The sequence below is a fragment of the Acrocarpospora sp. B8E8 genome (genome assembly GCF_039871605.1).
GTDB lineage: Bacteria > Actinomycetota > Actinomycetes > Streptosporangiales > Streptosporangiaceae > Acrocarpospora > Acrocarpospora macrocephala.
In genome coordinates, this window is record NZ_JBDPLV010000113.1 from 1 (window position 1) to 25,831 (window position 25,831).

The 25,831-nt window shown below is 67.5% G+C and carries 25 protein-coding genes and 1 pseudogene; 11 read left to right on the forward strand and 15 right to left on the reverse strand.

Features of this window, described 5'->3' with window-relative positions; translation table 11 throughout:
* Positions 1-1,023, reverse strand: a 1,023-nt coding sequence (locus ABGB08_RS51025; RefSeq protein WP_347606641.1) for a fumarylacetoacetate hydrolase family protein, incomplete at its 3' end; no start/stop codon positions are given.
* Positions 1,024-1,398: 375 nt separating this feature from the next.
* Entirely contained in the window at positions 1,399-1,614 is a 216-nt protein-coding gene (locus tag ABGB08_RS51030; RefSeq protein WP_347606644.1) for a helix-turn-helix domain-containing protein, read from the reverse strand.
* Between the two features lie 140 nt (positions 1,615-1,754).
* On the opposite strand from ABGB08_RS51030, the gene ABGB08_RS51035 reads away from it, so the two are divergent.
* Positions 1,755-2,171 (forward strand): hypothetical protein, encoded by a 417-nt coding sequence (locus tag ABGB08_RS51035; protein ID WP_347606647.1) that lies wholly within the window; start codon positions 1,755-1,757, stop codon positions 2,169-2,171.
* 492 nt (positions 2,172-2,663) lie between these two features.
* Here ABGB08_RS51035 and ABGB08_RS51040 read toward each other — a convergent pair whose 3' ends face one another.
* The 3 genes from ABGB08_RS51040 to ABGB08_RS51050 all read right to left on the reverse strand — a co-directional run bounded on the left by ABGB08_RS51040 (position 2,664) and on the right by ABGB08_RS51050 (position 5,885).
* Positions 2,664-3,485: a hypothetical protein gene (locus ABGB08_RS51040; protein ID WP_347606650.1), complete on the reverse strand. Its 822-nt coding sequence runs from the start codon at positions 3,483-3,485 to the stop codon at positions 2,664-2,666.
* A 926-nt stretch (positions 3,486-4,411) separates the two neighbouring features.
* Complete coding sequence (locus ABGB08_RS51045; RefSeq protein ID WP_347606653.1) at positions 4,412-4,789, reverse strand: VOC family protein; 378 nt, start codon at positions 4,787-4,789, stop codon at positions 4,412-4,414.
* Between the two features lie 124 nt (positions 4,790-4,913).
* Positions 4,914-5,885 (reverse strand): alpha/beta fold hydrolase, encoded by a 972-nt coding sequence (locus tag ABGB08_RS51050; protein WP_347606656.1) that lies wholly within the window; start codon positions 5,883-5,885, stop codon positions 4,914-4,916.
* A 73-nt stretch (positions 5,886-5,958) separates the two neighbouring features.
* Here ABGB08_RS51050 and ABGB08_RS51055 point away from each other — a divergent pair, with 73 nt between their 5' ends.
* Positions 5,959-6,894, forward strand: coding sequence for an AraC family transcriptional regulator (locus ABGB08_RS51055; protein ID WP_347606659.1), 936 nt, complete (start codon positions 5,959-5,961; stop codon positions 6,892-6,894).
* Positions 6,895-6,965: 71 nt separating this feature from the next.
* Here the strand turns inward: ABGB08_RS51055 and ABGB08_RS51060 are convergent, their stop codons facing one another.
* Positions 6,966-7,748: a siderophore-interacting protein gene (locus tag ABGB08_RS51060; RefSeq protein WP_347606661.1), complete on the reverse strand. Its 783-nt coding sequence runs from the start codon at positions 7,746-7,748 to the stop codon at positions 6,966-6,968.
* Between the two features lie 206 nt (positions 7,749-7,954).
* On the opposite strand from ABGB08_RS51060, the gene ABGB08_RS51065 reads away from it, so the two are divergent.
* The gene (locus ABGB08_RS51065; RefSeq protein WP_347606664.1) at positions 7,955-9,127 is read left to right on the forward strand and encodes a 4-hydroxybenzoate 3-monooxygenase; all 1,173 of its coding nucleotides are present in this window, start codon (positions 7,955-7,957) and stop codon (positions 9,125-9,127) included.
* Positions 9,128-9,351: 224 nt separating this feature from the next.
* Here ABGB08_RS51065 and ABGB08_RS51070 read toward each other — a convergent pair whose 3' ends face one another.
* The 3 genes and pseudogenes from ABGB08_RS51070 to ABGB08_RS51080 all read right to left on the reverse strand — a co-directional run bounded on the left by ABGB08_RS51070 (position 9,352) and on the right by ABGB08_RS51080 (position 11,308).
* Entirely contained in the window at positions 9,352-9,573 is a 222-nt protein-coding gene (locus ABGB08_RS51070; protein WP_347606667.1) for a hypothetical protein, read from the reverse strand.
* Positions 9,574-9,746: 173 nt separating this feature from the next.
* Positions 9,747-10,592 (reverse strand): annotated as a pseudogene (locus ABGB08_RS51075) (class I SAM-dependent methyltransferase); the annotation flags it as partial.
* 119 nt (positions 10,593-10,711) lie between these two features.
* Positions 10,712-11,308 (reverse strand): XRE family transcriptional regulator, encoded by a 597-nt coding sequence (locus tag ABGB08_RS51080; protein WP_347606670.1) that lies wholly within the window; start codon positions 11,306-11,308, stop codon positions 10,712-10,714.
* Positions 11,309-11,401: 93 nt separating this feature from the next.
* Here ABGB08_RS51080 and ABGB08_RS51085 point away from each other — a divergent pair, with 93 nt between their 5' ends.
* Positions 11,402-11,833, forward strand: a complete 432-nt coding sequence (locus ABGB08_RS51085) for an FAD-binding protein (protein ID WP_347606673.1) — start codon at positions 11,402-11,404, stop codon at positions 11,831-11,833.
* Positions 11,834-11,987: 154 nt separating this feature from the next.
* Positions 11,988-13,562 (forward strand): MFS transporter, encoded by a 1,575-nt coding sequence (locus ABGB08_RS51090; protein WP_347606676.1) that lies wholly within the window; start codon positions 11,988-11,990, stop codon positions 13,560-13,562.
* A 521-nt stretch (positions 13,563-14,083) separates the two neighbouring features.
* On the opposite strand, the gene ABGB08_RS51095 is transcribed toward ABGB08_RS51090, so the two are convergent.
* Positions 14,084-14,326: a hypothetical protein gene (locus ABGB08_RS51095; protein WP_347606679.1), complete on the reverse strand. Its 243-nt coding sequence runs from the start codon at positions 14,324-14,326 to the stop codon at positions 14,084-14,086.
* A gap of 623 nt (positions 14,327-14,949) precedes the next feature.
* On the opposite strand from ABGB08_RS51095, the gene ABGB08_RS51100 reads away from it, so the two are divergent.
* Together ABGB08_RS51100 and ABGB08_RS51105 are read left to right on the forward strand one after the other, a co-directional pair.
* The gene (locus ABGB08_RS51100) at positions 14,950-15,282 is read left to right on the forward strand and encodes a hypothetical protein (protein WP_347606682.1); all 333 of its coding nucleotides are present in this window, start codon (positions 14,950-14,952) and stop codon (positions 15,280-15,282) included.
* Positions 15,264-15,770 carry a hypothetical protein gene (locus tag ABGB08_RS51105; RefSeq protein ID WP_347606685.1) on the forward strand — a complete coding sequence of 169 codons (507 nt, stop codon included), beginning with the start codon at positions 15,264-15,266 and terminating at the stop codon, positions 15,768-15,770. Before ABGB08_RS51100 ends, ABGB08_RS51105 begins: the two co-directional genes overlap by 19 nt.
* On the opposite strand, the gene ABGB08_RS51110 is transcribed toward ABGB08_RS51105, so the two are convergent.
* A complete protein-coding gene (locus ABGB08_RS51110; protein WP_347606688.1) occupies positions 15,755-16,609 on the reverse strand; it encodes an AfsR/SARP family transcriptional regulator in 855 nt (284 codons plus the stop codon). The genes ABGB08_RS51105 and ABGB08_RS51110 overlap by 16 nt on opposite strands.
* A gap of 119 nt (positions 16,610-16,728) precedes the next feature.
* Here ABGB08_RS51110 and ABGB08_RS51115 point away from each other — a divergent pair, with 119 nt between their 5' ends.
* A complete protein-coding gene (locus tag ABGB08_RS51115) occupies positions 16,729-17,409 on the forward strand; it encodes a winged helix-turn-helix domain-containing protein (protein ID WP_347606691.1) in 681 nt (226 codons plus the stop codon).
* A gap of 174 nt (positions 17,410-17,583) precedes the next feature.
* Here ABGB08_RS51115 and ABGB08_RS51120 read toward each other — a convergent pair whose 3' ends face one another.
* The 3 genes from ABGB08_RS51120 to ABGB08_RS51130 all read right to left on the reverse strand — a co-directional run bounded on the left by ABGB08_RS51120 (position 17,584) and on the right by ABGB08_RS51130 (position 19,971).
* Complete coding sequence (locus ABGB08_RS51120; RefSeq protein WP_347606694.1) at positions 17,584-18,321, reverse strand: class I SAM-dependent methyltransferase; 738 nt, start codon at positions 18,319-18,321, stop codon at positions 17,584-17,586.
* A 541-nt stretch (positions 18,322-18,862) separates the two neighbouring features.
* Entirely contained in the window at positions 18,863-18,994 is a 132-nt protein-coding gene (locus ABGB08_RS51125; RefSeq protein ID WP_347606697.1) for a hypothetical protein, read from the reverse strand.
* A 38-nt stretch (positions 18,995-19,032) separates the two neighbouring features.
* Entirely contained in the window at positions 19,033-19,971 is a 939-nt protein-coding gene (locus ABGB08_RS51130; protein WP_347606699.1) for an NADP-dependent oxidoreductase, read from the reverse strand.
* Positions 19,972-20,084: 113 nt separating this feature from the next.
* Here ABGB08_RS51130 and ABGB08_RS51135 point away from each other — a divergent pair, with 113 nt between their 5' ends.
* The gene (locus ABGB08_RS51135) at positions 20,085-20,606 is read left to right on the forward strand and encodes a MarR family transcriptional regulator (RefSeq protein ID WP_347606702.1); all 522 of its coding nucleotides are present in this window, start codon (positions 20,085-20,087) and stop codon (positions 20,604-20,606) included.
* Positions 20,607-21,207: 601 nt separating this feature from the next.
* Here ABGB08_RS51135 and ABGB08_RS51140 read toward each other — a convergent pair.
* Positions 21,208-22,269, reverse strand: coding sequence for a MarR family transcriptional regulator (locus ABGB08_RS51140; protein ID WP_347606705.1), 1,062 nt, complete (start codon positions 22,267-22,269; stop codon positions 21,208-21,210).
* A gap of 102 nt (positions 22,270-22,371) precedes the next feature.
* Here ABGB08_RS51140 and ABGB08_RS51145 point away from each other — a divergent pair, with 102 nt between their 5' ends.
* Both ABGB08_RS51145 and ABGB08_RS51150 read left to right on the forward strand, forming a co-directional pair.
* Positions 22,372-23,463 (forward strand): alkene reductase, encoded by a 1,092-nt coding sequence (locus ABGB08_RS51145; protein WP_347606708.1) that lies wholly within the window; start codon positions 22,372-22,374, stop codon positions 23,461-23,463.
* A gap of 269 nt (positions 23,464-23,732) precedes the next feature.
* Positions 23,733-24,674, forward strand: a complete 942-nt coding sequence (locus ABGB08_RS51150) for a CPBP family intramembrane glutamic endopeptidase (RefSeq protein WP_347606711.1) — start codon at positions 23,733-23,735, stop codon at positions 24,672-24,674.
* Positions 24,675-25,831 lie beyond the last annotated feature (1,157 nt).

The window sequence follows — 25,831 nt, forward strand, 5'->3', positions numbered from 1 at the left end:
TTCTACGGGAACAACCGAGGCAGCGTGCACCTCACCGTGACCAGAATGCCTGTCGAGGAGCAGCCAACCGTTCCCACTCGCAGCAGGCGAGAACGTGGTCAACAGCAAGCCGTACCCGCCGGTAAAGAGAGGGCGCCTTCGGGAAATCGCCAGGCGGAGTTGGCCGGTGCAGGCCGAGGACGTCGTGCCGGTAAGCAAGGGTAGCTTCCGCTTGCGGTTGGCTACCTGAGGGGGTCCGCCGCAGGACACCGTGAGCGTGCCCAGGTGGGTGAACTCGGCGGTGACCGGGCGGCCCGGTTCCAGCGGGACGGCATCGGTCATCCCGCCGGTGAGGACGATCCAGCCCTCCTCCAGGGCCAGCCCTCGCTCGGCGAGAGAGTTCGCGGCGAGCGCGAGCGCCCGCGCCGGGTGGCCCTGTACGGCCGCTCCCGTCGCGGTGTCCACCACCGCGCCCCCCACGCCGAGCACGCACGCCTCAAGCGCGAGGTCCAGGCCGGCGGGGTCCACTTCCACGTCACCCACGACGAACCGGGCGGCCGACGCGTTGTCGGCGACCACGTCGGCGAGGGTGAACCGGAAGTCGCGGTAGCGGCTGTCGATCACTTCGAGGCCCGCGGACACGCTCCGCACCGCGGCCATCGCGGCAGCCGGGGTGACCCCGGGGCCCGCCAACCGCCGCCCGAGCATGAAGACGATCTCGGGCTCCACCCGCGGGTGGATGAGCCGCTCGACCGGCATGGGCGCGCCGGCGTCGAGCACCATGCCGTCGGTGAGCCAGCCGGTCAGCGGCGCGGCCACGCCCATCCGCCGCTGCTTGGCGCGCGAGGTGAGGCCGAGCTTGACGCCGATGATCTTCTCGCCGCCGGCGACCCTGTCCACCATCAGCTCGGACTGCACCTGGTAGGCGGTGCCGAGGTCGAGTTCGGGCCAGTCTTCGGTGATGGGGTGGCGCGCGGTGCGGGTAGACTCCGCCGCGCGCAGCGCCTCGGCGGCCCGATCGACCGTCCATGTGTTCGCCGTCATGGTGGCCAACCATGGACGGCGCCGGGCCCGGCTTCCACCCGGAATTCCCATATACCGGAAATCGGGTAGTTGCTTCCGTCGCCGCCGGTCCTACGGTCGCTCCAACCCGCCGTCATCCCCCCGAGGCGGGGAAGCATTCGCGGAGGCGGTTTCGAGAATCCCCGACGGGGTCCTTGTGGAGGCGAGCAACAATCTCGCTCCCGCCATCTCCAGCCGGACACGGACGCTACTCTGGGATCGAACTCCCCGCGGGGCCCCATGGATATTGGCAGATGTGGGGAAAAAGACCTTCCCGTTTCTCTCACTGGATGAGCAGATTTCGCGGGTCAGATTCCTACTGGCCCAGGGATACGAAAAACGATTTGAATCGAACGGTTATCTGGTGCTATTTCGAAGGTAGGCGCGTGGCGGCATGACCGCATAGATGGTGCGCGTGATAATTCCGTCGCGCTCCAATTCTCGCGGGGTGACGGTCAGCATGCGATGGCTTATGCCGCCGATGTCACGCCGTAGCTCGGTGTATCGCTTGGTCTCCGTGCCGAGCCGGGATATCACGGGCAGTGACCACTTGTCTCCAACCCGGTCGAGCATCCGGCCTGCGGCTCGACATGCCCTTGCCCCGCCCTCCCGCGACGACCGCCCGTTGCCGCCCTCCCGCCGCCGCGAGTGGCAAGCCCGTGTCAAGCCGCCCTGGCGATGATCTCCCTGGACACGAGAGAAACGGAGACATCATGAAGACCACCCGAATGCTCGCCGCCGCGGCGACCACGGTTGCCCTGGGCCTTAGCGTCCTCACCGCCTCGCCTGCCGAGGCCGCCGTCACCCGCAGCTTCAGCGAGTCGGCCTCCGAGGGCAGCGCCAGCTGGGGCACGGTCACCTTCAACAGCTACTCGTGGAACGTGGACGCGTACATCTACCGCGACTCGAGCGCCTCCATCAAGCTGGAGGTCTGCGGCTGGCAGTCCCTGAGCAACGGCAGCTGGGGCCTGCTGGGCTGCAAGTCGGCCACCAACGGCGGCTCGATCGGCTCGACCCGGCACGTCACCACCCTCGGCGGATCCGCGAGCTGGGCCAGGGTCAGCATGGTGAGCACGGATCTTTACGTCAACGGCGTGTTCGCCGACGGGGACTGGAACTACGGGTTCTGACCTGGCCGGACGAACGGCGGCCCGGGCCGCTCCCAGCAGCCCGGGCGCCATCTGACGCCGTTGCGCCGATCACGAGGCGGAAACGACGGTGACCGACTCGTCCGGGAACGGCAACTACGGCACGGTCAGCGGCACGAGCCAGTCCACATGGAACCAGTTCCTGGCGGTTCAGGCCGAGTACATCGTTCCTGATCCGCGACCGCGGCGGCCAGTTCACCAACACCTTCGACACGGTTTTCGCTGACGCCGGTCTGGCGTCCTCGAAGTCCATCGCAGGCCGAAAGCGAACGCACACTGCGAAAGGAATCGGCACCCTACGCCGGGAACTCCTCGACCGAATGCTCATCCTCAACGAGCAACACCTGCGCCGAACCCTCACTCGATACCTGGAGCACTACAACACGGCCCGGCCCCACCGCGGCATCGGCAGCTGTTTCCATCGCAAGCCGAAGCCGGACCGACAGCCCTGGTCGACCTCGCCAATGGCCGAGTTCACCGCAGAACCATCCTCGGCGGGCTCATCAACGAGTACCAGCTCGGCAGCTGACACCACCAAGAACCCGCAGGCCAGAGCCGAATCCCAGCTTTGAGCCCCACCGGGTCGGGCACGATCAGCAAGGGGTCCAATGTCGGCGTGGGGAGTTGCGGTTGCCAGGCGATGGTCACCGAGGCCGGAGCACCGGACGCTGCCGTGGAGATGGACACGTTGATGCCACTTGGCTCCACGAAGCTAGTGCCTCCGCCCCCGCCGGCTTCAATCACCGAGGGGTCACCACCGCCGCCGCCACCGACGTAGCCGCCACCGCCGCCGCCACCGGCCACGACAAGGGGGGTCGTGTCGGCGAACACGCCTGAGTACCCGCCGCCGCCACCGCCGTACCAGTCGGCGTAGCCGCCGCTTCCACCACCGGCTACGCCTGCACCTCCACCAGAGTTGCCCAGTCCGCCAGGGCCGCCGACGCTCACGTCAAGGGTGCTCCCGGGTGTGGTGGGGATGTCCGCCATGCCGCTGGCACCGGCGCCGTTGCCGGCGTCAGTGCCAGCGCCGCCTGCCGCCCCCACGGCGGTCACTCGCAGGGTGGTCACTCCGGGTGGAACCGTGAACGTGTCCAGCAAAGTCGCTTGGGTGTAGGTGCACGTTGTGCCGGAGACGACTCCGGTGCCACCGCAGGGAGCGTCCGCGGACGCGCGGCCGAGGGGGACACCACCGGTACCGGCGACGGCGATGCAGCTAGCCATCACCGCGGTGCCGGTGCGCTGGCCGACGAAACAGAGGATCCGTGGGCTGCGCGCTTTCACGATGTTGTCTTCCATAGGCAGGACGTCATCACAACGCATCCTTTCCGCTGGTTTCGTAACCGATGCTGACCGGGTGGGCGCCCCTAATATCCCAGCGGTCTTCCCATCGTGACGAAATTCCATATCTATTGGGGCATCATCATGGCGGCGAGGCATGTACCTTGAGGCTTTACTTATTTCGAAGGCATTTATTATGCCCAAGTGGCCTTGGTTGAACGGGCCTCATGCCACGGCTTTCGGCTGTCTCAATGCCCTTAACCGGTCACGGTCAAACGCATTCACCCCCCCGATTGACCCATTGCGCGGCAGGCACCGGATATCGCTCGCTTGGCCCATTCTGCCTTGATTGTGGAGGAATGTAAGTATTCACGCCGTGGGCACGGTGTGATGGTTTGGCTGGATGCGCAACTTTCCATCTGGGTTGAGCGGTGATGTGATAGCTCTTCCTCAACACGGTTGGTGGTGCACCGGCCCCACCTGCTCGAACAGCCCGTACCGCTAAGGGCTGTCCCGTCGTTCCTCGACCCCGGGCGCTACCGCGTCGGCGAAGAAGGGGTGCCGTTAAGAACCGTGCGATCGTGCCCATGAGCAACCAGCGAGCAAATCTGGTGATCTCGCCTCGGCGCCGAGCCCTCAAACCGGGAGGAATCGTCGGGCAAATGGGATGTAGCGCTAGCGGGCCGCACTGCTAGCGCTAGCAACTCCGCTAGCACCCAACATCGGCCGTGACCTGGTGGTCAGCGAATAGTGCCACTATCGACACACCACCGCTGAAGCTGGTTCGATCGGCGAGAGACGGTCCGGGTGCCCTATCCTGCGTACGCAACTGTGACACCGTTCGGGTCTCTGATCTCGAGGTTGTAGAACGAGAATTCCGCTGACGCGAGTCCCGTTAGTCGTATCCGGGATTCGGCGTAAAGGATCACGCGTGGATTCTGTGCTCACCCTCCGTACGGGCGAGTGATGATCTCCAGGTTGTGGCCGTTGGGGTCGGACCAGTACAGGCCGCGACCGCCGTCGTTGGTGTTGATCTGGCCGGGCCGCTGGTGGAACGGGTCGGCCCAGAAGGTGAGTCCGCGGCCCTTGATCCGGCCCCAGATCTGGTCGAACTCCTCCTCGGTGACCAGGAAGGCATAGTGCTGGGGATGCACGGGACCGTCGGTCCCGGCGACGTCGAGGGACACCTCGTTGCCGAGGTCGACGACGAGGAACGGCCCGAAGGCCGTCGCGGGCGGCAGACCGAGAATCTCCACCAGAAACGCGGCGGTCTCCTCGCGGTCACGGGCTGCCACGATCGTGTGGTTCAACCGCACTGACATGTCGATCTCCTTCCCAGACGGTCCCGACCGCAGGGGGATCGACAGGGGCCGCGATGTCTTCCGCCTCCTCATCTCCATGGTAGGCGCGGCCGTCAGGGCGTGAGGATGCGAACTTTTGCCGAGATCAGGGTTTGGTTTCGGCCCGGCCCCACGGGGTGTCCATGCTTTGCAGCATGGTCACCGCCTCATTCCAGGACTTGTCGTCCGGATAGAGCTCGCTCCGCAGGTACGCCCACACCAGGGCGCGGAGCGCGGCGACCCGCTCGGGGTTCTCATCGGTGGTTTCCGCCGCGTCGTAGGTGCTGATGCCACCGAAGCTGTGCCCGGCTTCGTACAGCCACAGCAGGCTCTTGCGGCCCGGGCCCAGGCGGTAGGCGTCGGCCCGCCAGTCCTTGCGCTCGCTGAAATACGTGTTCGTGTCTTCGTCGCTGGTGACGACCAGCGCCGGCGTAGTCATCCGGTCGAAGCGGGTGGTGCTGAGGATCGGCCAGTGCTCGGTCGCGTACGGCGCGAGGTCGTCGCCCAGGCCGGGCGCGCCGAGGAGCACGCCCGCCTTGATCCTCTGGTCGGGCAGGTAGACCTGCGAGCCGTTGACCGGGTCGGTGACAGTCGAGCCACAGAGCATCCCCACGGTGTGCCCGCCCATCGAGTGGCCGACCGCGGCGATGCGGCTACGGTCGATACGCCCGCTCAGACCGGCCACGGTCGACTCGATCCGGTCGAGGTGGTCGAGGATCGTGCGCACGTCTTCGACCCGGGTACGCCAGTAGAGCGGCGCCTCGAAACTGTCGGCCTCGCGCAGCCCGAGCGTCATCGAGTCCAGGTGCGTGGGCTGGATGACGACGAAGCCGTGCGCGGCCCAGAAGTGCGCGACCGGACCGTATCCGTACAGAGAGGAAACGAAGTTGGAGGGGCCGTTCCCATGGGACAGCACGATGACCGGCAGTTCCTCGCCGGCCTCGGGTACGGAGACCTTGATCTGCAGGTCGACGGCACGGCCGGGGACGGGGATGGCCATCGGGCCGTAGGAGATGACGGGACTGGCCTGGTTGACTGCGAAGCCGGCGGCTTCGGTGAAGGCAGAGCTTATGGTCATGCCTCCAGCCTGCACGCCAAAAGCTGTACGTTGAATAGTTGTCAGTTCGTATTTCTTGTGCGAAAGTACGGGCGTGGCTGTTGACCGCCTATCCGAGGTGTTCGACCTGGTCGAGGTTCGTGGAGTGCTGTCCGGCGGGTTCGCCGCCCGGGGGCGGTGGTTCGCGCGCGGCGAGGTGCACCTCCCGCTCAAGTTCCTCGCCGTCCCGTACGGGCAAGTCCGGCTGACCACCGACGGCCTCGACTCGCCGCTGATCCTCGAGCCCGGCGACGTCGCGATTCTCAACGATCGGTCGTGGCTGCGGCTCGACGGCGGCACAGGCGACGAGCCGCCGCGCGAAGTCCTGCCGGACGAGCACTTCTCGTTCGCCGTCGATCGCGGGCGAGACGACGTGGTCGTGGGCGGTCGCATCGACCTCACTCCGGCTGGCCGGGCGCTCCTGCTCAACGCGCTCCCGCCGGTGGCGCACATCGGGCCGTCGATCCCAGCCACGTCCTCGCTGCGCGGCTGCGTGCACCGCATCGTCGATGAGATGACCGGCGGCAAGCCGGGCGCCGCCTTCGCGATCCGCCAGCACGGTCAGCTCCTGCTGCTCGAAGTCCTGCGCGCCTTCATGAGCAACAGCGATCTGCCGCCGGGCTGGCTAGCAGCTCTCCGCGACGAACGCCTGAGACCGGCCCTCGACCTCATGCACGACCACCCGGACCGCGCATGGAGCCTGCAAGAACTCGCCCACGCCGCCGCCATGTCGCGCACGACGTTCGCCGTACGCTTCCGCGAGGTGGCCGGTGTGCCCCCGCTGACGTACCTCACCCAGTGGCGCATGCTCCTCGCCCAGCGGGCCCTGCGCGACGGCGACGTCCGGATCGCGTCGCTCGCGGCGGAGCTGGGCTACGCGTCGGAGGCCGCGTTCAGCACAGCGTTCAAACGCGAGGTCGGCGAAGCGCCGCTGCGCTTCAAGAACCGTTTAGCAGCGGGCACCCGTCCACGTGCTGCCGCAGGTGCATGACCTGCCGCGGGATGTAGGTGTGGCGGACGAGCCACGGCGTCGGGACGGGTCCTGATGATGGTGCGAGGTGGTCAGCCGAGGCTGGCTCTGCCATGTCTCCAGTAGCCACGGAAGGAGATGTCGGATTTGGGGACGTTGCGGTCGTTGACGAGATGCCTGCGGATGCCGGTGGCGAGCGCGGACTCACCTGCGGCCCAGGTGTAGTAGGAGCCGGGACGGAGTTGTGCGTCCTTCACGGCCTGCAGCGCGAGCGTGCCCGGCCTCATGGAAGGATCGTTGCGGGGCAACCAGTGGATCTTCGTGGCCGCGGGAGCAGTGACCTCGCCGCGGACATCATCGCTGGTGGGTACTTCGAGGAACACCTCGGCGGGCAGCGCGTCGGAGGAACATTCCAGGATGGCGAGGATCGCCGGTAACGCGCTCTCGTCACCGACGAGCAACTGCCAGGCGGAGCCGGCGGTGGGTACGTAGCCGCATCCCTCGTCGAGGAAAGCGACCTCGTCGCCCGGCTCGGCCGCCAGCGCCCAAGCGGTCCCGGGAGCGGCGGGCCGGTCCGAGTCGTGCTCCTTGTGGAGGGAGAATTCGATGTCGAACGCGGACATCTCCGGCCGGAAGCGCCGGATCGAGTACGACCTGACTCGCGGCCGCCTCCTGGCCGACTGCAGAGTGTACTGAAGCATCCACTTCTCGCTGGCCGGGAGCACGACCTCATCCTGACCGGGCCCTGCGAAGAACAGGCGGCCCGCCTGGTCGTACCCGGACTGCTCCAGGTACTGGAAGTCGTTTCCACCCAGCGTGATGGACACAAAGTGGGAACTGACCTGTTCGCGGCCCCGGACGGTCAGCCTCAACATCCGCCGGTGGCGCGGCCGACGGTACCCGGCCGCCACCACGGCAAGTAGTGGGAACTGGCCTACCGCCAAGGTTGGCGGCTTTCCGTTATTGACTGTCCGTTTGTCGGTTGTCGGCAACCGCTGCCGGGTCCACAGTGGTGGTCGACGGCCCGTGATCCACCCTGGACCGTCAACTACCACGTTTCCTCGAGGAGTAGGGAAAGCACATGATCCAGGCGGATGAGAACACCACCGTGGTCATCGTGGGCGGCGGAGTCGCCGGGCTCGCGCTGGGCAATCTCCTGTTGCGCAGCGGAATCAGTTGCATCGTCTTGGAGAAGCACAGCCGTGAATACGTCGAGCAGCGGCAACGGGCTGGGGCTCTCGATGCCGGAGGGGTGCGCGTATTGCACCGGTGGGGGCTGGGGGAGGTGGTGGAAGGCCACAGCCTCGGTGCCTCCGATTCGGTCATGCCGATGCTGATCGACGGAGAAAAGCGGTATTGGAAGATGGACGAGGACGACGAGGATGACGCCGACGGTGCTTACTGTCCTCAGCAGATCCTCGTCCGGAACCTCATCAAGGTATTCCTCCGCGACGGCGGCGACCTCCGCTTCGAAGCCGAAGACGTTTCGCTGGAAGGCATCGACACCGAGCGTCCCCTGGTTCGTTATCGGGATGCGGCCGGCTCGACGAAGGCGCTCGGCTGTGACTTCGTCGCCGGCAGCGACGGCTACCACGGCGTCAGCAGGACGGCCATCCCTGCCGACGTCCTCACCTGCTACACCCATGAGTTCGGGTATGCCTGGCTGACCGTCATGGCGGAGGTGCCGGCGGATCCCCTGGCGGTGTTGGCAGTGCACTCTCGCGGCTTCGCCGCACAGATCACTCGCGGCCCGAACGCGAGTCGTCTCTACCTGCAGTGCCCGCTCACCGACACCATCGAACAATGGCCGGACGAGCGCGTCTGGAGCGAACTAGAAGCTCGTTTCGGCGAACCCGCGGCGGCCAAGGGCCCGATCACGAGCAAGCAGGTCGTGCCGCTGCGCGGTGTGGTGTTCAGCCCCATGAGCCACGGCAGGCTCTACCTTCTCGGGGACGCCGCGCACCTCATTTCCCCGATGAGCGCGCAAGGGATGAGCCTCGCCCTCCACGACGCCGAAGTGTTCGCCGGCGCAGTCATCCACCACGTCAAGAACGACGATTCGCGTCTGCTCGACAGCTATTCCGACACCTGCCTGAGCCACACTTGGGAACGTCAGGCATCCGCCGTCTGGATGACCGAGACAATGCACGACTCCGGTGACACCTCTTACGCAGGGGAGTTCCGCAAGCAGATCGCCCGGGTGAACCTGGAAACACTGTTGGAACCAGCTGCGGTGAATCGCCTTTCCGAGTAACCGGCAAGCGGATTCACCGGTCTCGGGGGCACCATGATTGAGCTCGAAGTGTGCGACCAAGACCCGAAGTGGCTTCGAGAGGCGTTCGGGTGTTTCCCTTCCGGGGTCGTGGCGGTTCCTCCGCGGGTAGTCCGCGGAGCCATGCGCCGTTCTGCCGGGAAGAGGGGCGAACGGCGCATCGGCTTCCGCGCCGTCGTGACGGCTGCAGCGAGTCCTTTGCGGCCTTAGCTGTCCTGGCTGGCGGGGATGAAGTTCGCGTATTCCTCGATGCGGGTGATCAGGCTGGCGTCGTCGAAGCGGAAGTACACCGCGGCGTGCACCTCGCCGCGCATGCCGTTCTTGGTGGCCACGTGCACGACGTGCTGTTGGAGGACTTCGCCGGGCTGGGAGAGTTGGCGGGTGATGTCGTAGTGCATCGATTCGATGGTGTGGATCTGCCCCTTCATCCCCTCGATGTTCTCCTCGCCCTTGCCGTCGTTGTGCCAGACGGTCGCGGCGTCGGCGCACATGGCACGGGCGGGGCGACCTCTTCCCACCGGTCCTTGCGCCACGCATGGTATTCGGCGGGAACGTCGCCTGCGGCGATGGTGCCAACTGTGGCCTGCCGGCCAGAGGGGGACTGCCGTGCGGCCCAGACGGTGCGTTCGGTGCGTACCGAGAGGTCGTCCCGGTGCAGGATGCTGTGCGGGCTGTTTGGGTCGAGCAGCCGGTCGAGCGCGGCGAGATCTGCGGCCGGAAGCGCGTGCGCGGCGGCACCGCGGATGCGTAGCAGACTGCTGAGTGCGTAGCGGCCGATGGCCTCGCTGCGGGAGCCTTCGATGTTCACGGCGATGGTTCGCTCGCCTTCGAGGGTGAACCCGGCGGCGATCAGCATCGGCCCCCAGTCCGCGCCGCGGTGGGGCAAGTGCTCGGCGTGAAAGTGCTCGGTCGCAGCGTGGCAGCGGTCTTCCAGGCCGGGCCGGTCCTCCGGAGCATTCTCGGGCAGGAAACGGGGGAATTCGGCCAGTTCGACGACGGCGAACAGGCCGCCGGGCGCGAGCATGCCGTGGACGTTGCGCAGCGCGCGGCCAGGGTCGGCCATGTGGTGCATCGAGGCCGAGGCCCAGACCAGGTCCGGCGTGCCGAGGTCGGGCCAGTCGGCGGCGTCGAGGTCGGCCTGCACGGTGCGCACACGGTCGTCCGCATCCTGGGCGCACGCCTTCTCCCGCAGGCGCTGCAGGTGTCCGGGCGAGGCGTCGACGGCGGTGACGTGAGCCTCCGGGAAACGGTTCAGGAGGGCGAAGGTGCCCGCTCCCGTGCCGCAGCCCAGGTCGACGATCTGGCGCGGGCTGGTTTTCACGGGCAGCCATGCGGTGATGGCGGCGATGTGCTCGGCGAGGACTTCCGCGTCCAGGTCGAGGATCTCCGCCTGGCCGGCGTCGTGCTGCGTGCCGTGGTGGGGGGTGTGCGGGTGTGCGTGGGTCATGCCGTCACCGTAAGGCGAGCTTGCTTACATGGCACGATGTCTCCCGGGATGCGCAAGATGTCGGCGCGTGGCGGTGCCCGACGCGCAACGCGCACCCGTACCGAGGGTGCGCGTTGCCGTCATTCGCAGGTGCCAGAGGTGTCGCCGTCGCTGCCGTTGCCGCGCTGGTGTCCGCGGCGGGCATCGCGGTCGAAGATGCCCAGGATCTCGCACGGTCCGCCTTCGGTGCCGATGGCGTGCGGCATCATGGTGGGGAACTCGGCGGCCTGGTTGGTCTCGAGCCGGAAGCGCCGGTGGCCCAGCATGAGGATCGCGGTGCCGGAGAGTACGACTAGCCATTCCCGGCCGGGGTGGGCGCGCATGCGGGCGGGGTTGTCAGGCGGTGGCTCGATCATACGCTGGCGTACGACGCTCATGCCGGGGTCGCCTTTCACGGGCCAGCGCATCAGGCCGTGGGTGCCGTCGATCATCGGGCTGGTGACGACGTCGTCGGTGGCGGTCTCGACGAGCTGGTCGAGGGTGGTGTCCAGGGCGCGGGCGAGGGTGACGAGCTGGTCCAGGGCGAGGCGGCGCTGGCCGTTCTCGATGCGGCTCAGTGAGGACTGGCTGAGGTTGGCGCGGGCGGCCAGTTCTTCCAGGGACCAGCCCTGTGCGACTCGCAGGGCGCGGATGCGTTTGCGTACGAGGCTGTCCAGGTCTCCAATTTCTTGCGTCATGGGCAACATCATATGCCCATGATGCAAGAGGGGGTTAACGTCGTGTGCAGAAGGCCCGGAAGGGTTGGGCCACGCACGATGAAAGGGCGCGACATGTCTGTGCGGACTTCCGCATACGCGAGCGACGCACTGCCCGGTGAGATCGTGGACGTTGTGGTGATCGGCGGCGGCGCCGCAGGCTTGAACGGTGCCCTGATGCTGGCCCGCTCCCGTCGTTCGGTCGTCGTGATCGACAGCGGGACGCCCCGCAACGCGCCTGCCAAGGCCATGCACGGCTTCATCGTGCTGGACGGCACGCTGCCCACCGAGCTGCTCAAGCGGGGCCGGGAGCAGGTGCGCCAGTACGGCGGCATCGCGGGGGTGCGCCTGACCGACGGCACGTCCGTGGCCCGCCGCGTCCTCGCGGTCGTCACCGAGATGCAGGCCCGCACCGAGGGCCTGGACGGTCTGAACCTGCCGATGGAGGACCTGCCCGACAACATGGGCCGCCGCTTCGCCTCCGGCATGGCTGGCACCACCGCCTGACCTCAGGGCCCGTACCAGCCCACCGCGCGCCCGTACTGGCGGTGCGCGCGGTAGCCGGGCCCCACCTCATCCACTTCGGCGACCGGTCCTGCTCCGGCACTGACTCTGCATGCCCTTTTGAGAGGAATCCATGAGTACCAACCAGCCTCCTCAGGTGACGGTCAGTGACGAAAGCGGCGGGGGCGCTCCCGATGCGCGTCAGCTGCGCACGATCCTGATCGCCGTCTGCATCGCGCTGATGGCCGTCATCGCCTCGGTATCCGGGCTGAACGTCGCCCAGACTCACCTGGCCGTCGAGTTCGACGCCTCGCAGAGCACTGTCCTGTGGATCATCAATATCTATACTCTGGCTCTGGCCGCGCTGCTGCTGCCGCTCGGCGCGATCGGTGATCGCGTGGGCCGCAAGCCCATGCTGATCGCCGGGCTGGGTGTCTTCGGCGTCGCCAGCGTCGCGGCGGGCCTGGCTCCGACAGCCGAGGTGATGCTGGCCGCGCGCGTGGCCAGCGGTATCGGCGCTGCGATGATCATGCCCATCACTCTTGCCGTCATCACCTCCACCTTCCCCGAGGAGGAACGTGGCACGGCGATCGGTGTGTGGACCGGCGTCGCCGGAGGCGGCGGCATCCTGGGCATGTTCCTCTCCGCGCTCCTCGTCGACGTCGCCGACTGGCGCTGGCTGTTTGTCCTGCCCGTGGTCCTGATCATCGTGGCCCTGGCCATGACGCTGAAGTCGGTCCCCAACTCCCGCGAGAGGTCCGCCCACAGCTTCGACACCGTCGGCGCGCTGGTATCCACGGTCGCGGTGGTCGGGCTCATCTTCGTCCTGCAGGAGGGCCCCGAGCGTGGCTGGACTGCGCCCGCGACTCTGATCAGTCTCGCTGTCGGTCTCATCGCCGCCATCGGCTTCGTGGCCTGGGAGCTGCACCGCCGGGACGCCTCGCTGCTGGACGTGCGCCTGTTCCGTGAGCGTGGTCTGGCCGGCGGCTCGATCACGCTGCTGGTGGTCTTCGGCGTCCAGGCGGGCATCGCCGTTGTTCTCTTCCCGTTCTTCCAGGCCGTGCTCGGCTGGTCGGGGCTGCTGTCCACGCTGGCCCTGATGCCCATGGCCGTCATGATGATGATGACCTCCGGCCTCGCCCCCAAGTTGGCCGTACGCCTCGGCTCCCGCTCGACCATGGGTACAGGCATCGCGCTGGCCGCCGTCGGCCTGGCCCTCATGGCCCTCTTTGTCTCCGCCGACGGCGGCTACCTGACCATCCTGCCCGGCATGCTCGCCATGGGCATCGGCATGGGTCTGTCGATGACCCCCTCCACTGAGGCCATCACCGGCTCCCTGCCGCGCGAGAAGCAGGGTGTCGCCTCCGCACTCAACGACGTCACCCGCGAGTTCGGCACCGCCCTCGGTGTCGCCCTGCTCGGAGCGCTGCTGTCCGTCGGCTACCGCAGCGCCATCGACGATCGCCTGCAGGGCATTCCCCAGGGTGCCGCGGACACCGCGCGCGAAGGTATTGCCAACGCCGTCGAGGTGGCAGGCAGCACCGGCTCGCACGCCCAAGACCTGGTCCACGCCGCCCAGCAGTCCTTCGTCGACGGCTGGCAGCAGGCCATGTGGGCAGGCGTCGCCGTCATGGGTGTTCTGTTCGTCTACATCGCTCTGCGCGGCCCGAAGAACTCCGCCCCCGCAGCGGACGACGACACCGAGGCCACCGAGCCCGTCACCGTCCGATGACCGCGCACCAAGCTGCGCGACTTCGACGGGCTGGCCGCCACGCTGCGCGGGAACACCGGCTCGATCCTGATGGGCGGGCGGACCTACGGCGGCGCCGACCACGTCCTGTGCGGGCTCATCGCCGCTCCCTCCGGGAGGAGGACGGGCCCACCTGCTGGACATCTGCCGGGGCGTCACCGCGTCGGCGGAGTGGTCGGCGTCGTGCCGCCGCCACCGCTGGACGCCGCTCTACCTCGACGGGCCCGACTTCCACGACTGGTTCGGCGTCGAGTCGACCAGGTCGCGCGACACCTTCACCGATCTCGGCATCCGCCAGTAGGCGATGGCAAGGCCGTGTCAAGGCGGCCTGCCGATGCTCCCGGGTATGAGACACCCCCGGCGGCTGCTCCTCATCGGCGCCATGATCGCCGCCAGCTGGGACGTCGACTTCGGCCGGGCCGACTGCGGCTACGGCATCTCGCAGCAGACCGACAACATGGGTCCCTCTGGAGCGCCGCCAAGCAGAAGCGGGTGGCGCTCGACTACGTCACCAACATCGCGGCGGGCATGTCGACGCTGGCCCAGAAGTGGAACGAGATCTGGACCGACACCAATGGGGTGGCGAAGGTCCACAACGGTGACCCGTCGAAGATCGAGAACTGGTATCTCGCCGTCTGGGCGTACAACTCCGGCTGGCACTCCAAGGCCGACGCCTGGAAGATCGACGGCAACGGCACGCCGAACCTCGGCGCGTGGAGTGTGGGCTGGCTGAACAACCCCGCCAACCCGTCCTACCGGCAGGACCGCCGCCCGTTCCTGGACAACAACAGTTACGCCGACGCGGCGCACCCGCAGGACTGGCCCTACCAGGAGAAGGTCCTGGGCTGGGCGGCGTGGCCGATCACCAAGACCTACTTCGACGCCGCCCAGAACAAGAACGTCACCGAGGGCGGCTACAACTACGCGTGGTGGACCAGCGAGGGCGCCCGCACGATGATCGTGCCGACTGACGATCTCCAACACGGGGATCGTCGACAACAACGCCTTCTGCGCGCCCGGCAACGAGTGCCAGCCGCCGTCGACAGGCAACGGGCGCGGCACCTGCCTGCGGTCCGACTCCAAATGCTGGTGGCACCTGCCCAAGGAGTCGAAGGACTGCCCGTCGGCCTGCGGCAACGAGGCGTCGCTGCGGTACGACTCGACCTGGGGCGGCACGGAACGCGCCGAACCGCAGGACCACTGGTACCCCTGCCACACGCCCGGGCTGCCGTACATCAGCGGGGACACGAAGAACGTCCTGATCGTCGACGACGGGAAGCAGTACGCGATCCGCGGCGGCTGCAACAACGCCGGGTGGGACAACCACGGCACGCTGAGCTTCGAGTTCGCCCAGGACTCGGCGGGGCGGGTGCCCGCCAGGGCCGACTTCCAGCAGCTCGGCAGCGGATTCGGCGGGCACGAGTGGTTCGCGTACACGCGGATGGGCCTGCGCAACGGCGACGTGATGAAGGTGACCGGCACCTGGGAGCTCGACCAGCACATCAACGGGTGGGCCCGGGGCCTCGTCCACATCCCGAAACGACGGGCGGAGACCCAGCAGGCCCCCTACACCATCCACATCGGCGACGGCTCCGCGGAGTACCGCACCCTGAACCAGAGCCGGGAGGTGAACGAGTGGTACAACCTGGGCGTCTTTGAGTTCAAGGGGGCCAGAAACCGAAGGTGTCGCTCACCAACCTGAACAACGAGGGCGACGGTTCGGCGGCCATCTCCTGGGACGCGATCGCCTTCCAGATGCTCGCGAAACGGCCCAAGCACTTCGTGGTCGCCATGGGCGACTCCATCACCTCCGGTGAGGGCGTCGGGAACTACTACCCGGAGACCGACTTCGAGTACAAGACGCCACGCTGGAACGCCTGCCGCCGCAGCAAGGACGCCTGGATCCGCCAGACGGTCCTGCCGGGCGAGACCCAGACCATCGGCCAGCTGGCCGACTCCTGGGATCCGAAGCTCGACTTCTCGTTCGTGGCCTGCTCCGGCGCCACCACCCGGGACATGACCGTGGGGCAGTACGCGTACATGCAGAACCCGATCGGCTCCTGGTCGGACTACCGGGACAGCTGCGCGAGCCGCAGCTCGTTCCACCCCACCAAGAGAGGGGCGCAGGAGTTCGCCACCGTGTTCGGCAACCACCTCCGCAGCTCTGAGGTGAACTACACCGGCTGGTAGCCGGGAGCGCGGGGCGTCCCGGACGGGGCGCCCCGCCATGACCACCGCCGCGCGGACGCCCTCGACGGCTCGAAGTGGAGCGAGGGGTCCGCGCGGGCCATCCGGTCGTGCAACTCGTGGAGCTCCCTGGTCGGCTCCAGGCCGAGTTCCCGCACGAAGTCGCCGCAGGCTCGGCGATACCCCGCCAGCGCGTCCGGCCGGCGGCCGTCGCGATAGAGAGCGATCATGTACGCCCGGATCAGCCGCTCCCTGAGCGGATGCTGCCGCACCAGATCGGCGAGCTCCGGCAGCAGTTCCCGGTGCCGCCCGCATTCCAGTTCGGCCTCCGCGCGCGCCTCGATCGCGGCCAGCCGCAGCTCCTCCAGCCCGACCCCCAGCCGGTCGCGCAGCCGATCGGTCGCGGCGTCGGCCAGCAGCGGCCCCCGCCAGCAGGCCAGCGCGTCGGTGAGCAGCCGCGACCGGCCACCCGGCCCAGCCGACCGGCGGGCCTGCCCGACCAGGTCCCGGAACCGGTGGACGTCGACCGCGCCGACGTCGGTCTCGGCCAGATAGCCGTCACCCTGGCGCAGCAGCCGGAACCCCCGGGACCCCGTCCGGTCGGGGTCGAGCGTGCCGCGCAGCCGGGCGACGTGGCTGTGCAGGATGCCCCGGGCGTTGGCCGGCGGGTCGTCGTCCCACAGCAGCTCCAGTAACCGGCCCACCGGGACGACCCGTCCCGCGTCGAGCAGCAGCAGGCCCAGCAGGCAGCGCTGGGCGCGCCTGGCGAGCGTGATCGTCGTGTCCCCTTGCCCCACCTCGACCGGCCCCAGCAGCCGGAACTCCCAACCTCGATTCGGCATGATTACGAGAGTCCGACACCTCGGTATAGATGAGGTATAGACCAAGGTAGAACCCCTTCCGCCGGTCACGACAGGCAGCGGCAAGGCCGTGTCAAGACGGGCTGCCGAAGCTCTGAGTCGTGCTGCGAATTCACTTCACCGCCGAGGACATCGCACGAACCCGCCTGGCGACCGCGCCGCGCGCCGGCCACCACGACGATCTGATCCGCGCTAGCGTCGAGGCCGACGTCGCGGCCCGCGTCGGCGCGCTGCTCGCCGGGGGCGTCGAGGCGCTCCTACGTGGCTTCGAACCGCTGATGCGCTGGCGCGCGCCGGTGCTGGAGGTGCGTCACCCGGTCGAGCGTGACCTGCACCTCCAGGGCCGGGGCCTGCGACTGGTGCCGTCGTTCTTCTGCGGCGCGACGCCCCTGCCGCTCGCCGAGCAGGACCTGCCGCCAGTCCTGGTCTACCCGATTGCGCCCGAACACCGCCGGGACGCGATCACCGACCCGGGGGACTCACTCGCCGACCTCATGGGCGGCACCCGCGCCGCCGTCCTCGCCGCCCTGCGCGACAGCGCTTCCACGACGCAACTCGCCACCAGGCTGCACACCTCACTCGCCGCGATGAGCAGGCACACCAAGACCCTCCGGCAGGCGGGCCTGATCACCAGCACCCGTTGCGGTCCCGCCGTCCTGCACGACCTCACGCCACTGGGCCGCAGGCTCCTCGACGGACCCCTTTGCGTTACCGCGCAAAGGTCTTCTCCGAGCCAGGGCGCTGATCGACTCTTACGGCCATGCGACTCACGCGATCAATGATCTCGACGGCGATCGCACTCCTCATCGGCATCGCCCTCCCGTTGATCTCCGCCCAGCCCGCGAGCGTGCTCGAGCATGGTCAACGGCAGCTACAAGAACGTACGCCACACAGACACCAGATCTCCCGCTGGATCACCGTCAACACGTTGGTCCGCGACCCGGCATATGGCGGGATCAGGCGATGAGCAGGCGCAGGCCGAGCTCTGCCGCGTCGAGGCCGGAGAGGTCGCGGTTGCGCGCGGCCCACCGGCCGGATGCGAGGTCATCACGGAGGCTGTGCACTGCCCGCTGCTCGGCATCCGGGCCGACCCTGGCCCAGATCGACATTCCGCGGCGGACATGCTGGTCCAGATATGCCTCGGGCCGGCGCCAGAAGGCGTGGTAGAAGCCGTCAGCGCAGTCCCACGGAACGAGCACCGGCTCGGTCCGAGCTCCGATCGCACCGACCAGCTCGGTCAGCGAAGGCCGGCCAGCCCAGAGGCCGGCGAACTCCGGCAGGTAGTCACGATTCAGCCAGAAGAGCTCGGCGTCACTGGCGTCGCAGGTGAACACGACCACGCGGCGAGCGACACGCCGCATCTCGCGCAGGCCCGTGATCGGGTCCTGCCAGTGATCGATGGTAGCGAAAGCCATCGCGGCGTCGAAGGACTGGTCCTCGAACGGGAGACTCTCCGCGGTGGCATCGACGCACGGCGCCGCGCCTGCGGGGCGCTGCGCCCGCATGACCGCCGATGGCTCTACCGCAGTCACGTCGAGGCCGGGAGGCTCGTAGGACCCGGTGCCGGCCCCAACGTTCAGCACGGTCCGCGCATCGCCGAGCGCGGTCCAGATCTGCTCGGCGATCCGCGGCTCGGTGCGCCGCGTCACGGTGTAGGTAGCGCCGATGGCGTCATACAAGTGCGCGCTCGACATCAGACTGCCTCCATCTCCGGCGGCAGATCATGTGGCAGCCTGCCAACCTGATGTATCGAGTCGATATATCGAAAGATATGATACTACGCCATTCAGACACCAGATCTTCCGCTGAATCACCGTGAACGGTGTCATTATTCGGCTCTGGCTGGTGATCTGGGCGGCGATCCTGTCAGCTCTAGCCCGCGTGCTGCCGAAAGCGCTTCGGGCGCACCGACTGGTCACGCACGCTCCTGCGCTGGCATCGCCGTCTGGTCACTCGGAAGTGGACCTACCCCAAACGAGGCCGAGGCCGGCCGCCGACCGAACCTGAGAAGGGGTGGTCCTGGAAGGTGACGAGGTCAAGACCGGCATCCTCGCTGCGCACCGCCAGGTCGACTGTCCGAGACGGCGCGGTCGCGGACGGTGTGATGAAGGAACCGAACCGGAGAGGGTTCCCGTAGTCAGTCATGGAGACTCCTCGGCAGCGTAGGTCGATGTGTGGGTGCGCCCACCATGCGGAACGCGTTCACAGCGAGTCGAATGAACGCATTCCGCACGGTCAGAGCGACTTCAGCACCCGGACGCGGTCGGCGATCGCGCGGCGTGACACGTCCGCGTCGGGGGCGATGGAGTCCAACTCGCCCATGGGGGCGAGGGCCGCAGCGACCTCGGGATCGAGGTTCAGGGTCATGGTTCTCCTTCAGGAGTTGGCGAGTTGAGGCGGGATCGTCAGACGGCGGGTGGGACGGCCACGATCTTGCCGTGGATCTCTCCCGCGGCGGCCTGCTGGTGGATCGCGGGCAGCTCGCTCAGCGGCACGCGCCGGGCGATCTCGACGTGGAGGTCGCCGCTGTCGATGAGGGTGACGAGGTGCGAGAGCACGTCCGCGTCGGGGTGGACGAAGATCGTGGCCGCGCGTACGTTTCGCTCCTCGTCGCCGGGCGTCGTCACGGTCGGTGTCGTGGAGACGACCACGCCACCATCACGGACCCGTGTGACCAGCGCGGTGAACCCGTCCGGGCTGATCGGGGCCAGGTTGAGCAGCACATCGACGGGCTCGGTGACCGCATCGAGCACAGAGGTGGCCGTGTGGTCGATGATCTCGTCCGCACCGGCCGCCTTGACGATATCGCTGCTGCGCGGGCTCGCTGTGGCGATGACGTACGCACCTGCGCGCTTGGCCAGCTGCACGGCGTACCCGCCCACCGGGCCGCCGGCACCGTTGATCAGCACCCGCTGGCCGGCCTCGAGCTCGCCGGCCTCGAAGAGTGCCTGGGAGGCGGTGAGCCCGACCGACGGCAACCCGGCAGCATCGGCAAGCGGGATCCGCACCGGAGCCTTCACCAGTGCGTTCGCCGGGGCGACGACGTACTGCGCGGCCGAGCCGTCAGCACTCATGGGGATGAACCCGACGACGTTCTCGCCCACGGTGAGGCCATCCACCCCGTCGCCGAGCACGTCGATCGTGCCGGAGACGTCGTAGCCCGGAACGTGCGGCAGCGTCACCGGGATCGGCAGGAAGCCGGCGCGGATACCGCCGTCGGCCGGATTGAACGCCGACCCGGCGACCTGGATGCGCACCTCACCCGCACCGGGGACCGGCTGGTCGGCGTCCTCGTAGCGCAGAACCTCCGGGCCACCCGTTTCGTGGAACCGTACTGCCTTCATGATGTCTTTCCCTTCGCGATGTGCTTCGGATTCGAAGCAACTTGCGATCACAGTAGCACTGCTTCGAATTGGAAGCAAGTGCTTCGAGTTGGAAGCACTGGTAGGCTCGGCTCATGACCTCCTCGCCGCCGCCTCTGGATGCCGCGCAGCTGGGCGCATACTTCGCCCTCATCGAGGCGAGCAGCCTGCTGAGGCACGCCGTCGAGCAGCAGTTGCGGGAGGCCGGGGATCTCAGCTATGTGCAGTTCCAGCTCCTGGCCACCCTCGGCGACTCCCCGACGGGCAGCCGGCGGATGACCGATCTGGCCGACGGTGTCGTCTACAGCCGCAGCGGACTGACCTACCAGGCCCAGACGCTGGAGAAGCGGGGCCTCGTGGCCCGGACGCCGTCCTCCGATGACGAGCGCAGCATCACCGTCACCATCACCGAGGAGGGACGTGCCGTGCTCGCGGGGGTCTTCCCTGGTCACGTCGCTGTCCTCGACGACCTGCTGTTCGCCCCGCTGTCCCGCTCCGACATCGAGACACTCGCCGATATCCTCGCCCGCGCGCGAGATCACATGCGTCAGACGCCGCCGCGGTCGGCGGAGCCACGGCGGCGCAAGAAAACGGCTGGAACGGACCAGGCTCCATAGGTCGCAACGGACGCTTCGCCCGGCGCGCGTGCGGTCGTGGTCTGCCGCGTCGTCGGCGGCGATCCGCGAAACCCCGTGGCCGTCGACGTAGTGCACCCGTCGCAGCGCGCCGCTGGCAAGCCCATCGCGGCGCACGAGCCAGCCGATCCCGCCACCGAAGGTGTAACCCGACACTGACACGCTCGGCGCAGAGCCCGCGAGCCCCCAGCAACCCGTGCCGTTTCGCGGCTGCCCAGGTCGCTCCGGCACCCACCGTCGCCACGCGGGCGTGCGGGTCGATCGAGACGGAGTTCAGTCGCGAGGTGTCCAGAATCACCGAGCCCTCGTCGATGACCGCACCGGCACCGTGGCCGGTTGCTTGCGGCACGACCTGGATCGCATGCTCTGAGGAACGCGCGAGGGTTGCCGCCTCGTTAAGCGCATCGGGAATCTCGTCCGGGCTGGAGACAACGGCAACCGCGACCGGCCGCTGGGTCGAAGCCGAGTTGTGCGGTTGCGTCGCCGAGCGGTAGCCGTCGGCATCGGGAGCGAGCAGCATCGCTCCACCATACAAGACAAGCGGACGTTTTCGTCCGATTCGCCGATGAATGCGTGGTGACGATCAGTGGCCGGCAGACGCGATGCCGCGGAGGAAGAGCGCGCGTTGCTCTGCCGCAGCCTCATCCCATCCCGGGAAGGTCGTCATCGGCTGGGCGAGCATGGCGCCGAACCGGACCACCGTCCAGCCCGTCACGTCCGGGCGGACGGTGTCGTCGCTGTGGCCGCGCTCGATGATGGCGGCGATCAGTCCCTTCAGTCGATCCCGCAGAGCCGCCGATTCGGTGCCTTCTGTCAGGGGGGCGCCGTGCAACGGGAGCACGAATTCGTCCCTGTGGGCGAACGTCTGGCTCAGGTATCGGCCGATCGCGTCCAATCCGGACTCGGCCGACGCGAGCGCGTCCTCCGCCTCGGCGATGAGGATGCGGTACGCGCGCACCTCCATGGCTTCCAGCAGCGCCTCGCGGTTCGGATAACGCCGGTACAGCGTTCCGATCCCAACGCCCGCCTCGGCCGCGATCTGTGCCATCGGAACGGACTTGTCCGCGCTGAGGCCAGCGCGAACCGCAGCGGCAATGAGACGTTCTGCGTTCTGTGCGGCATCCTTGCGGAGCCGCGGATGCTCATCGGCTGGCAGGGTCGTGGCCAGAGCATCCGGGAGCGCATCCTTGGAGATCGGCGCAGCTGTCTCGGAAGGCATGGCATTCTCCAGCAGCGCTAGGCTCGCGAGTGCCTGGCCCTGCTGGGCGGCAGTGAGCGCGCCGGACGTGCGCTGCTCCAACTCGCGCCAAGCGTCCTCGACTTTCGCGCGAAGCACGAGGCTCGCCTCGGTCGGTGCGACGATCATCACTCGCCGATCCGACGACGAAGGCGTCCGTGTCACCAGGCCCGCCTTCTCCAGGCGTGCCACGCTGCGCGTCAAGCTCGGCGCATCAGACTCGACTGCGGTGGCGAGGTCGATCATCCGTTGCGGACCTCGTGTCCACAGGGTCATCAGCACCAGCTCCTGCCCGGGGTAGAGGCCAGCCTCGCGGAGCAGGCGACCGGCTATCGCCTTGTGCGTACGCGCGACCCGGAAGATCGCGTGACTCACCGGCGCGATGGCCTCAAGCCCTGGATCACTCACTCAGCGAGCCTAGACCAAGAAAGTTGCTCGAACAAGGAATATCCCCGCAGTGTGCTTGTTCGGCTAACTAACACGTCCAGTCCAACCCGAGGAGAGACCGCCATGCCTACCGCATTCGACCCCTTCACCGCCGGAGCCCTCACACTGAGCAACCGCATCGTCATGGCCCCGATGACCCGCAGCCGCGCCAACGGCACGCTTGCCACGCCCGACATGGCTACCTACTACTCCCAGCGCGCCGGTGCCGGCCTGATCATCACGGAAGGGACCCAGCCCTCCGCGATCGGCCAGGGATATCCGTTCACGCCTGGGCTTCACTCGGTCGAGCAGGTGGAGTCGTGGCGCCCCGTCACCGCTGCGGTGCACGATGCGGGCGGGCTGATCGTCGCCCAGCTCATGCACACCGGCCGGATCGGCCACCCAAGCAACCCCGAGGCGGCCGGTCACGGCGCACTCACGCCGGTCGGGCCGTCCGCGGTGCGCGCCGCAGGTCAGATCTTCACCCCGGCCGGCCTGCAGGACTACGTCGTCCCTGATGAGCTGACCGCACAGCACATCGCTGACACAATCGAGGACTTCGCGACTGCTGCACGTAATGCGATCAAGGCGGGCTTCGACGGTGTGGAGATTCACGGTGCCAACGGCTACCTGCTGCACCAGTTCTTCTCCACCAACGCCAATCAGCGCGCCGACGAGTGGGGCGGGTCCATCGAGAACCGCGTCCGCTTCGCGATCGAGGTCACCCGGGCGGTCACCTCGGTCATCGGAGCCGACCGCACCGGGATCCGCCTATCGCCGAACAACGGACTCGGCGACACCGTCGAGGACGACTACACCGAGCTGTACCCGGTGCTTGTCCGCGAGCTCGGTTCGTTCAACCTCGCCTACCTGCACCTGATCGAGGCGGGCGACCCGTCGCTCACCCCGAAGCTGCGCAGAATCTGGCCCGGAGCGTTCATCCTGAACCCCGCTGGCGGCGCCGGGCAGACCGACAGGCTCGACCTGATTGCCAGCGGTGCTGTGGATGCCGTGTCGTTCGCGCGACTGTTCATTTCCAACCCTGACCTGGTGACGCGCCTGGCCATCGGTGCCGACTTCGCAGAACCCGACTTCAGCAAGGCCTACGGCGGCGACCACACCGGCTACACCGACTACCCGAGGCTCGCTGAGCTTGAAGGCGCTGTCCGGGACTGACAGTCCGGTGGACATGCGAAGGTCCGTGATCGAGCCCTCGAGGCCGCTTTTCCGGTGTGTTCTCGTGGTCGTCGGGTGAATCTGACGTCCGGCACTTCTCTGTAGGCAAGCCTAGTTTGGGCATGCTGACGCCATGCCCGGTGCCAGGCTCGACAGCGGTCCAGTCGCACGCGGCAAACGACCGTGAGTGGACCTGTTCATGACGTTCTCCACTGGCTTTCCTGGTTCCCAGGGGCTGATCAGCCACCCGGAATTAGAGGTGGGGAAACATGAGCGAGATCACTACATCGGCGAGCCCGGCAGAGGGCGTGCCCTACCACCGGCTGGCTCACTGCGTCGGCTGGCGTCGGATGGCGCTCAGCCTGGTCTTTTTAGTGGTGGCCTCCATTGCGGTGGTGGCGGTGGCCTTCATAAGCGTGGACCAGGGGCAGAGGAGGGTTGTGCTCGCCGAAATATGGTTCGGGCTGGCCCTCGGCTTCGTGATGCTGGCGATGCTCTTGCCGGTCGCACTGCTGGCGGCCCGAATTCAGGGCCGCCCGGCCGGGACCCTGTCGTCGGTGGTGGGGCGGCTGCGCTGGGGGTTGTTGTGGCGGTGCCTACTGGTGGCGGTGGGAGCCGCCGTGATCGTCTCCGTGGTGCGCTTCGCGGCGGCGGCGACCGGTCTTGAGCCGCCGTACGACTTCGGGGACGACACGAACGTCGACATCGATGGCATCCTGAACTGGTCGATCGCCCTGACGTTGCTGCTCATGGCCATGCCCATCCAGTCGGCGGCCGAGGAGTACATCTTCCGTGGATGGTTGCCGCAGTTCTTCGGCGTGTTCCTGCGGAACCCGCTGCCCGGCGCCCTGGTGAGCGCGATGGCGTTCGCCTACGGACACGCCTGGTTCATACCGTCGGAGGTCCGCGGCTTGGAATTCCTGAAACTCTTGCTGATAGGCCTGGTGCTCGCGTACCTCACGATCGCGACCGGTGGCCTCGAAGCGGCCATTGCCTACCAGGCGACCTCCAACATCATCTCTGCGCTGGTCACTTTCCTCCCAATACCCTACGAACTCACGGAGTACCTCCCCTACGAGGCCATGATCGCGCAGGTTATCGGCCTGGCGATGTTCGCGCTGCTGGTGCTGCGACTGCACCGCCGGGGTGGGTACGCACGCCTGGCCTCACCCCCGCCAGGCGGTCGTCGCCTTTTGGGCTCCCCCCTTTAGGCGTTCTTCACAGGACTAGCCGGGCCTCTCCACCTGGTCGAGGAAGTCGAGAACGCGGGGCAGGACCACGTCCGGTGATTCCGGGATGGGCTGTGACGGATCTTCTCAAGGCACCACAGGGCGGCGTTCGGCAGGTGTTCGACCATTTCATCCTGCTACGGATAGGACGCGGCTTGTCCTCCTCGCCGGAGACGATGAAGACGGGAACGCTGATCTGCGGAAGCAGATGCACGGCGGTGCCGCGTTCGATGACACCCTGTGGGGTGCGGAAACTCAGCTCCGAGGTTGACCTGGGAGTTCGTGGCTCGAGCATGATGAGGTCTCGGGCATCCTGCTGACGCTGTCGTGGTCCTCCCTCTACCTCATTCTCGGGCGTGTCTTTCAGTTGCTGGGCCGCGGTGATCGGGCCAAGGCGCCCGAGGTCGTGGTGCTTCGTCATCAGGTCGCCGTATTGCGCCGTCAGGTGAACCGGCCCGACCTTCAACCTGGAGATCGGGTCGTGCTCGCGGCGCTGTCGCGGATGCTTCCCCGCTCGTCGTGGGATGTCTTCTTCGTCACCCCCGCGACGTTGCTGCGCTGGCACCGCGCCCTGGTGACGCGCCGGTGGACCTACCCGTCCAAACGCCCAGGTCGTCCCTCCACCTGCGCGGACATCTGGGGGGCGATATTGCGCCTAGCCCGGGAGAATCCCACGTGGGGCTATCAGCGCATCAGCGGCGAACTGGCCGGCGTCGGCCTTCGGGTACCGCCCAGCACCGTACGCGACATCTTCAAAAAGCCGGGCTCGATCCGGCTCCACGTCGCACCGGCCCGAGTTGGAGTCAGTTCCCCAAAACGCAGGCCGAGGGCATCTGGGCGTGCGATCTGTTCCACGTCGATACTGCCCCACGCCCGGGTTAGAGTCCCTCAGCCTGGATCCACCGAGCGAAATCTGACGCGAATGTCCTGAATATAGGAGAGGTGCCCTACGACCTGGGATGATGGGAGTTCTTGACGCTTCCAGCAACCGGATCCAAAGGACACCTCTCGCGTGCGTTGCGGCATGAGGCCGCTCGTGATGAGTAGCTACGTCGATGTGGAGGTTCGGATGAGGTGATGCCGAGGGCGTAGCCAGATCAGTGTCCGAGATCTGTCTCCACCGTGACGTGCGTGGCCGG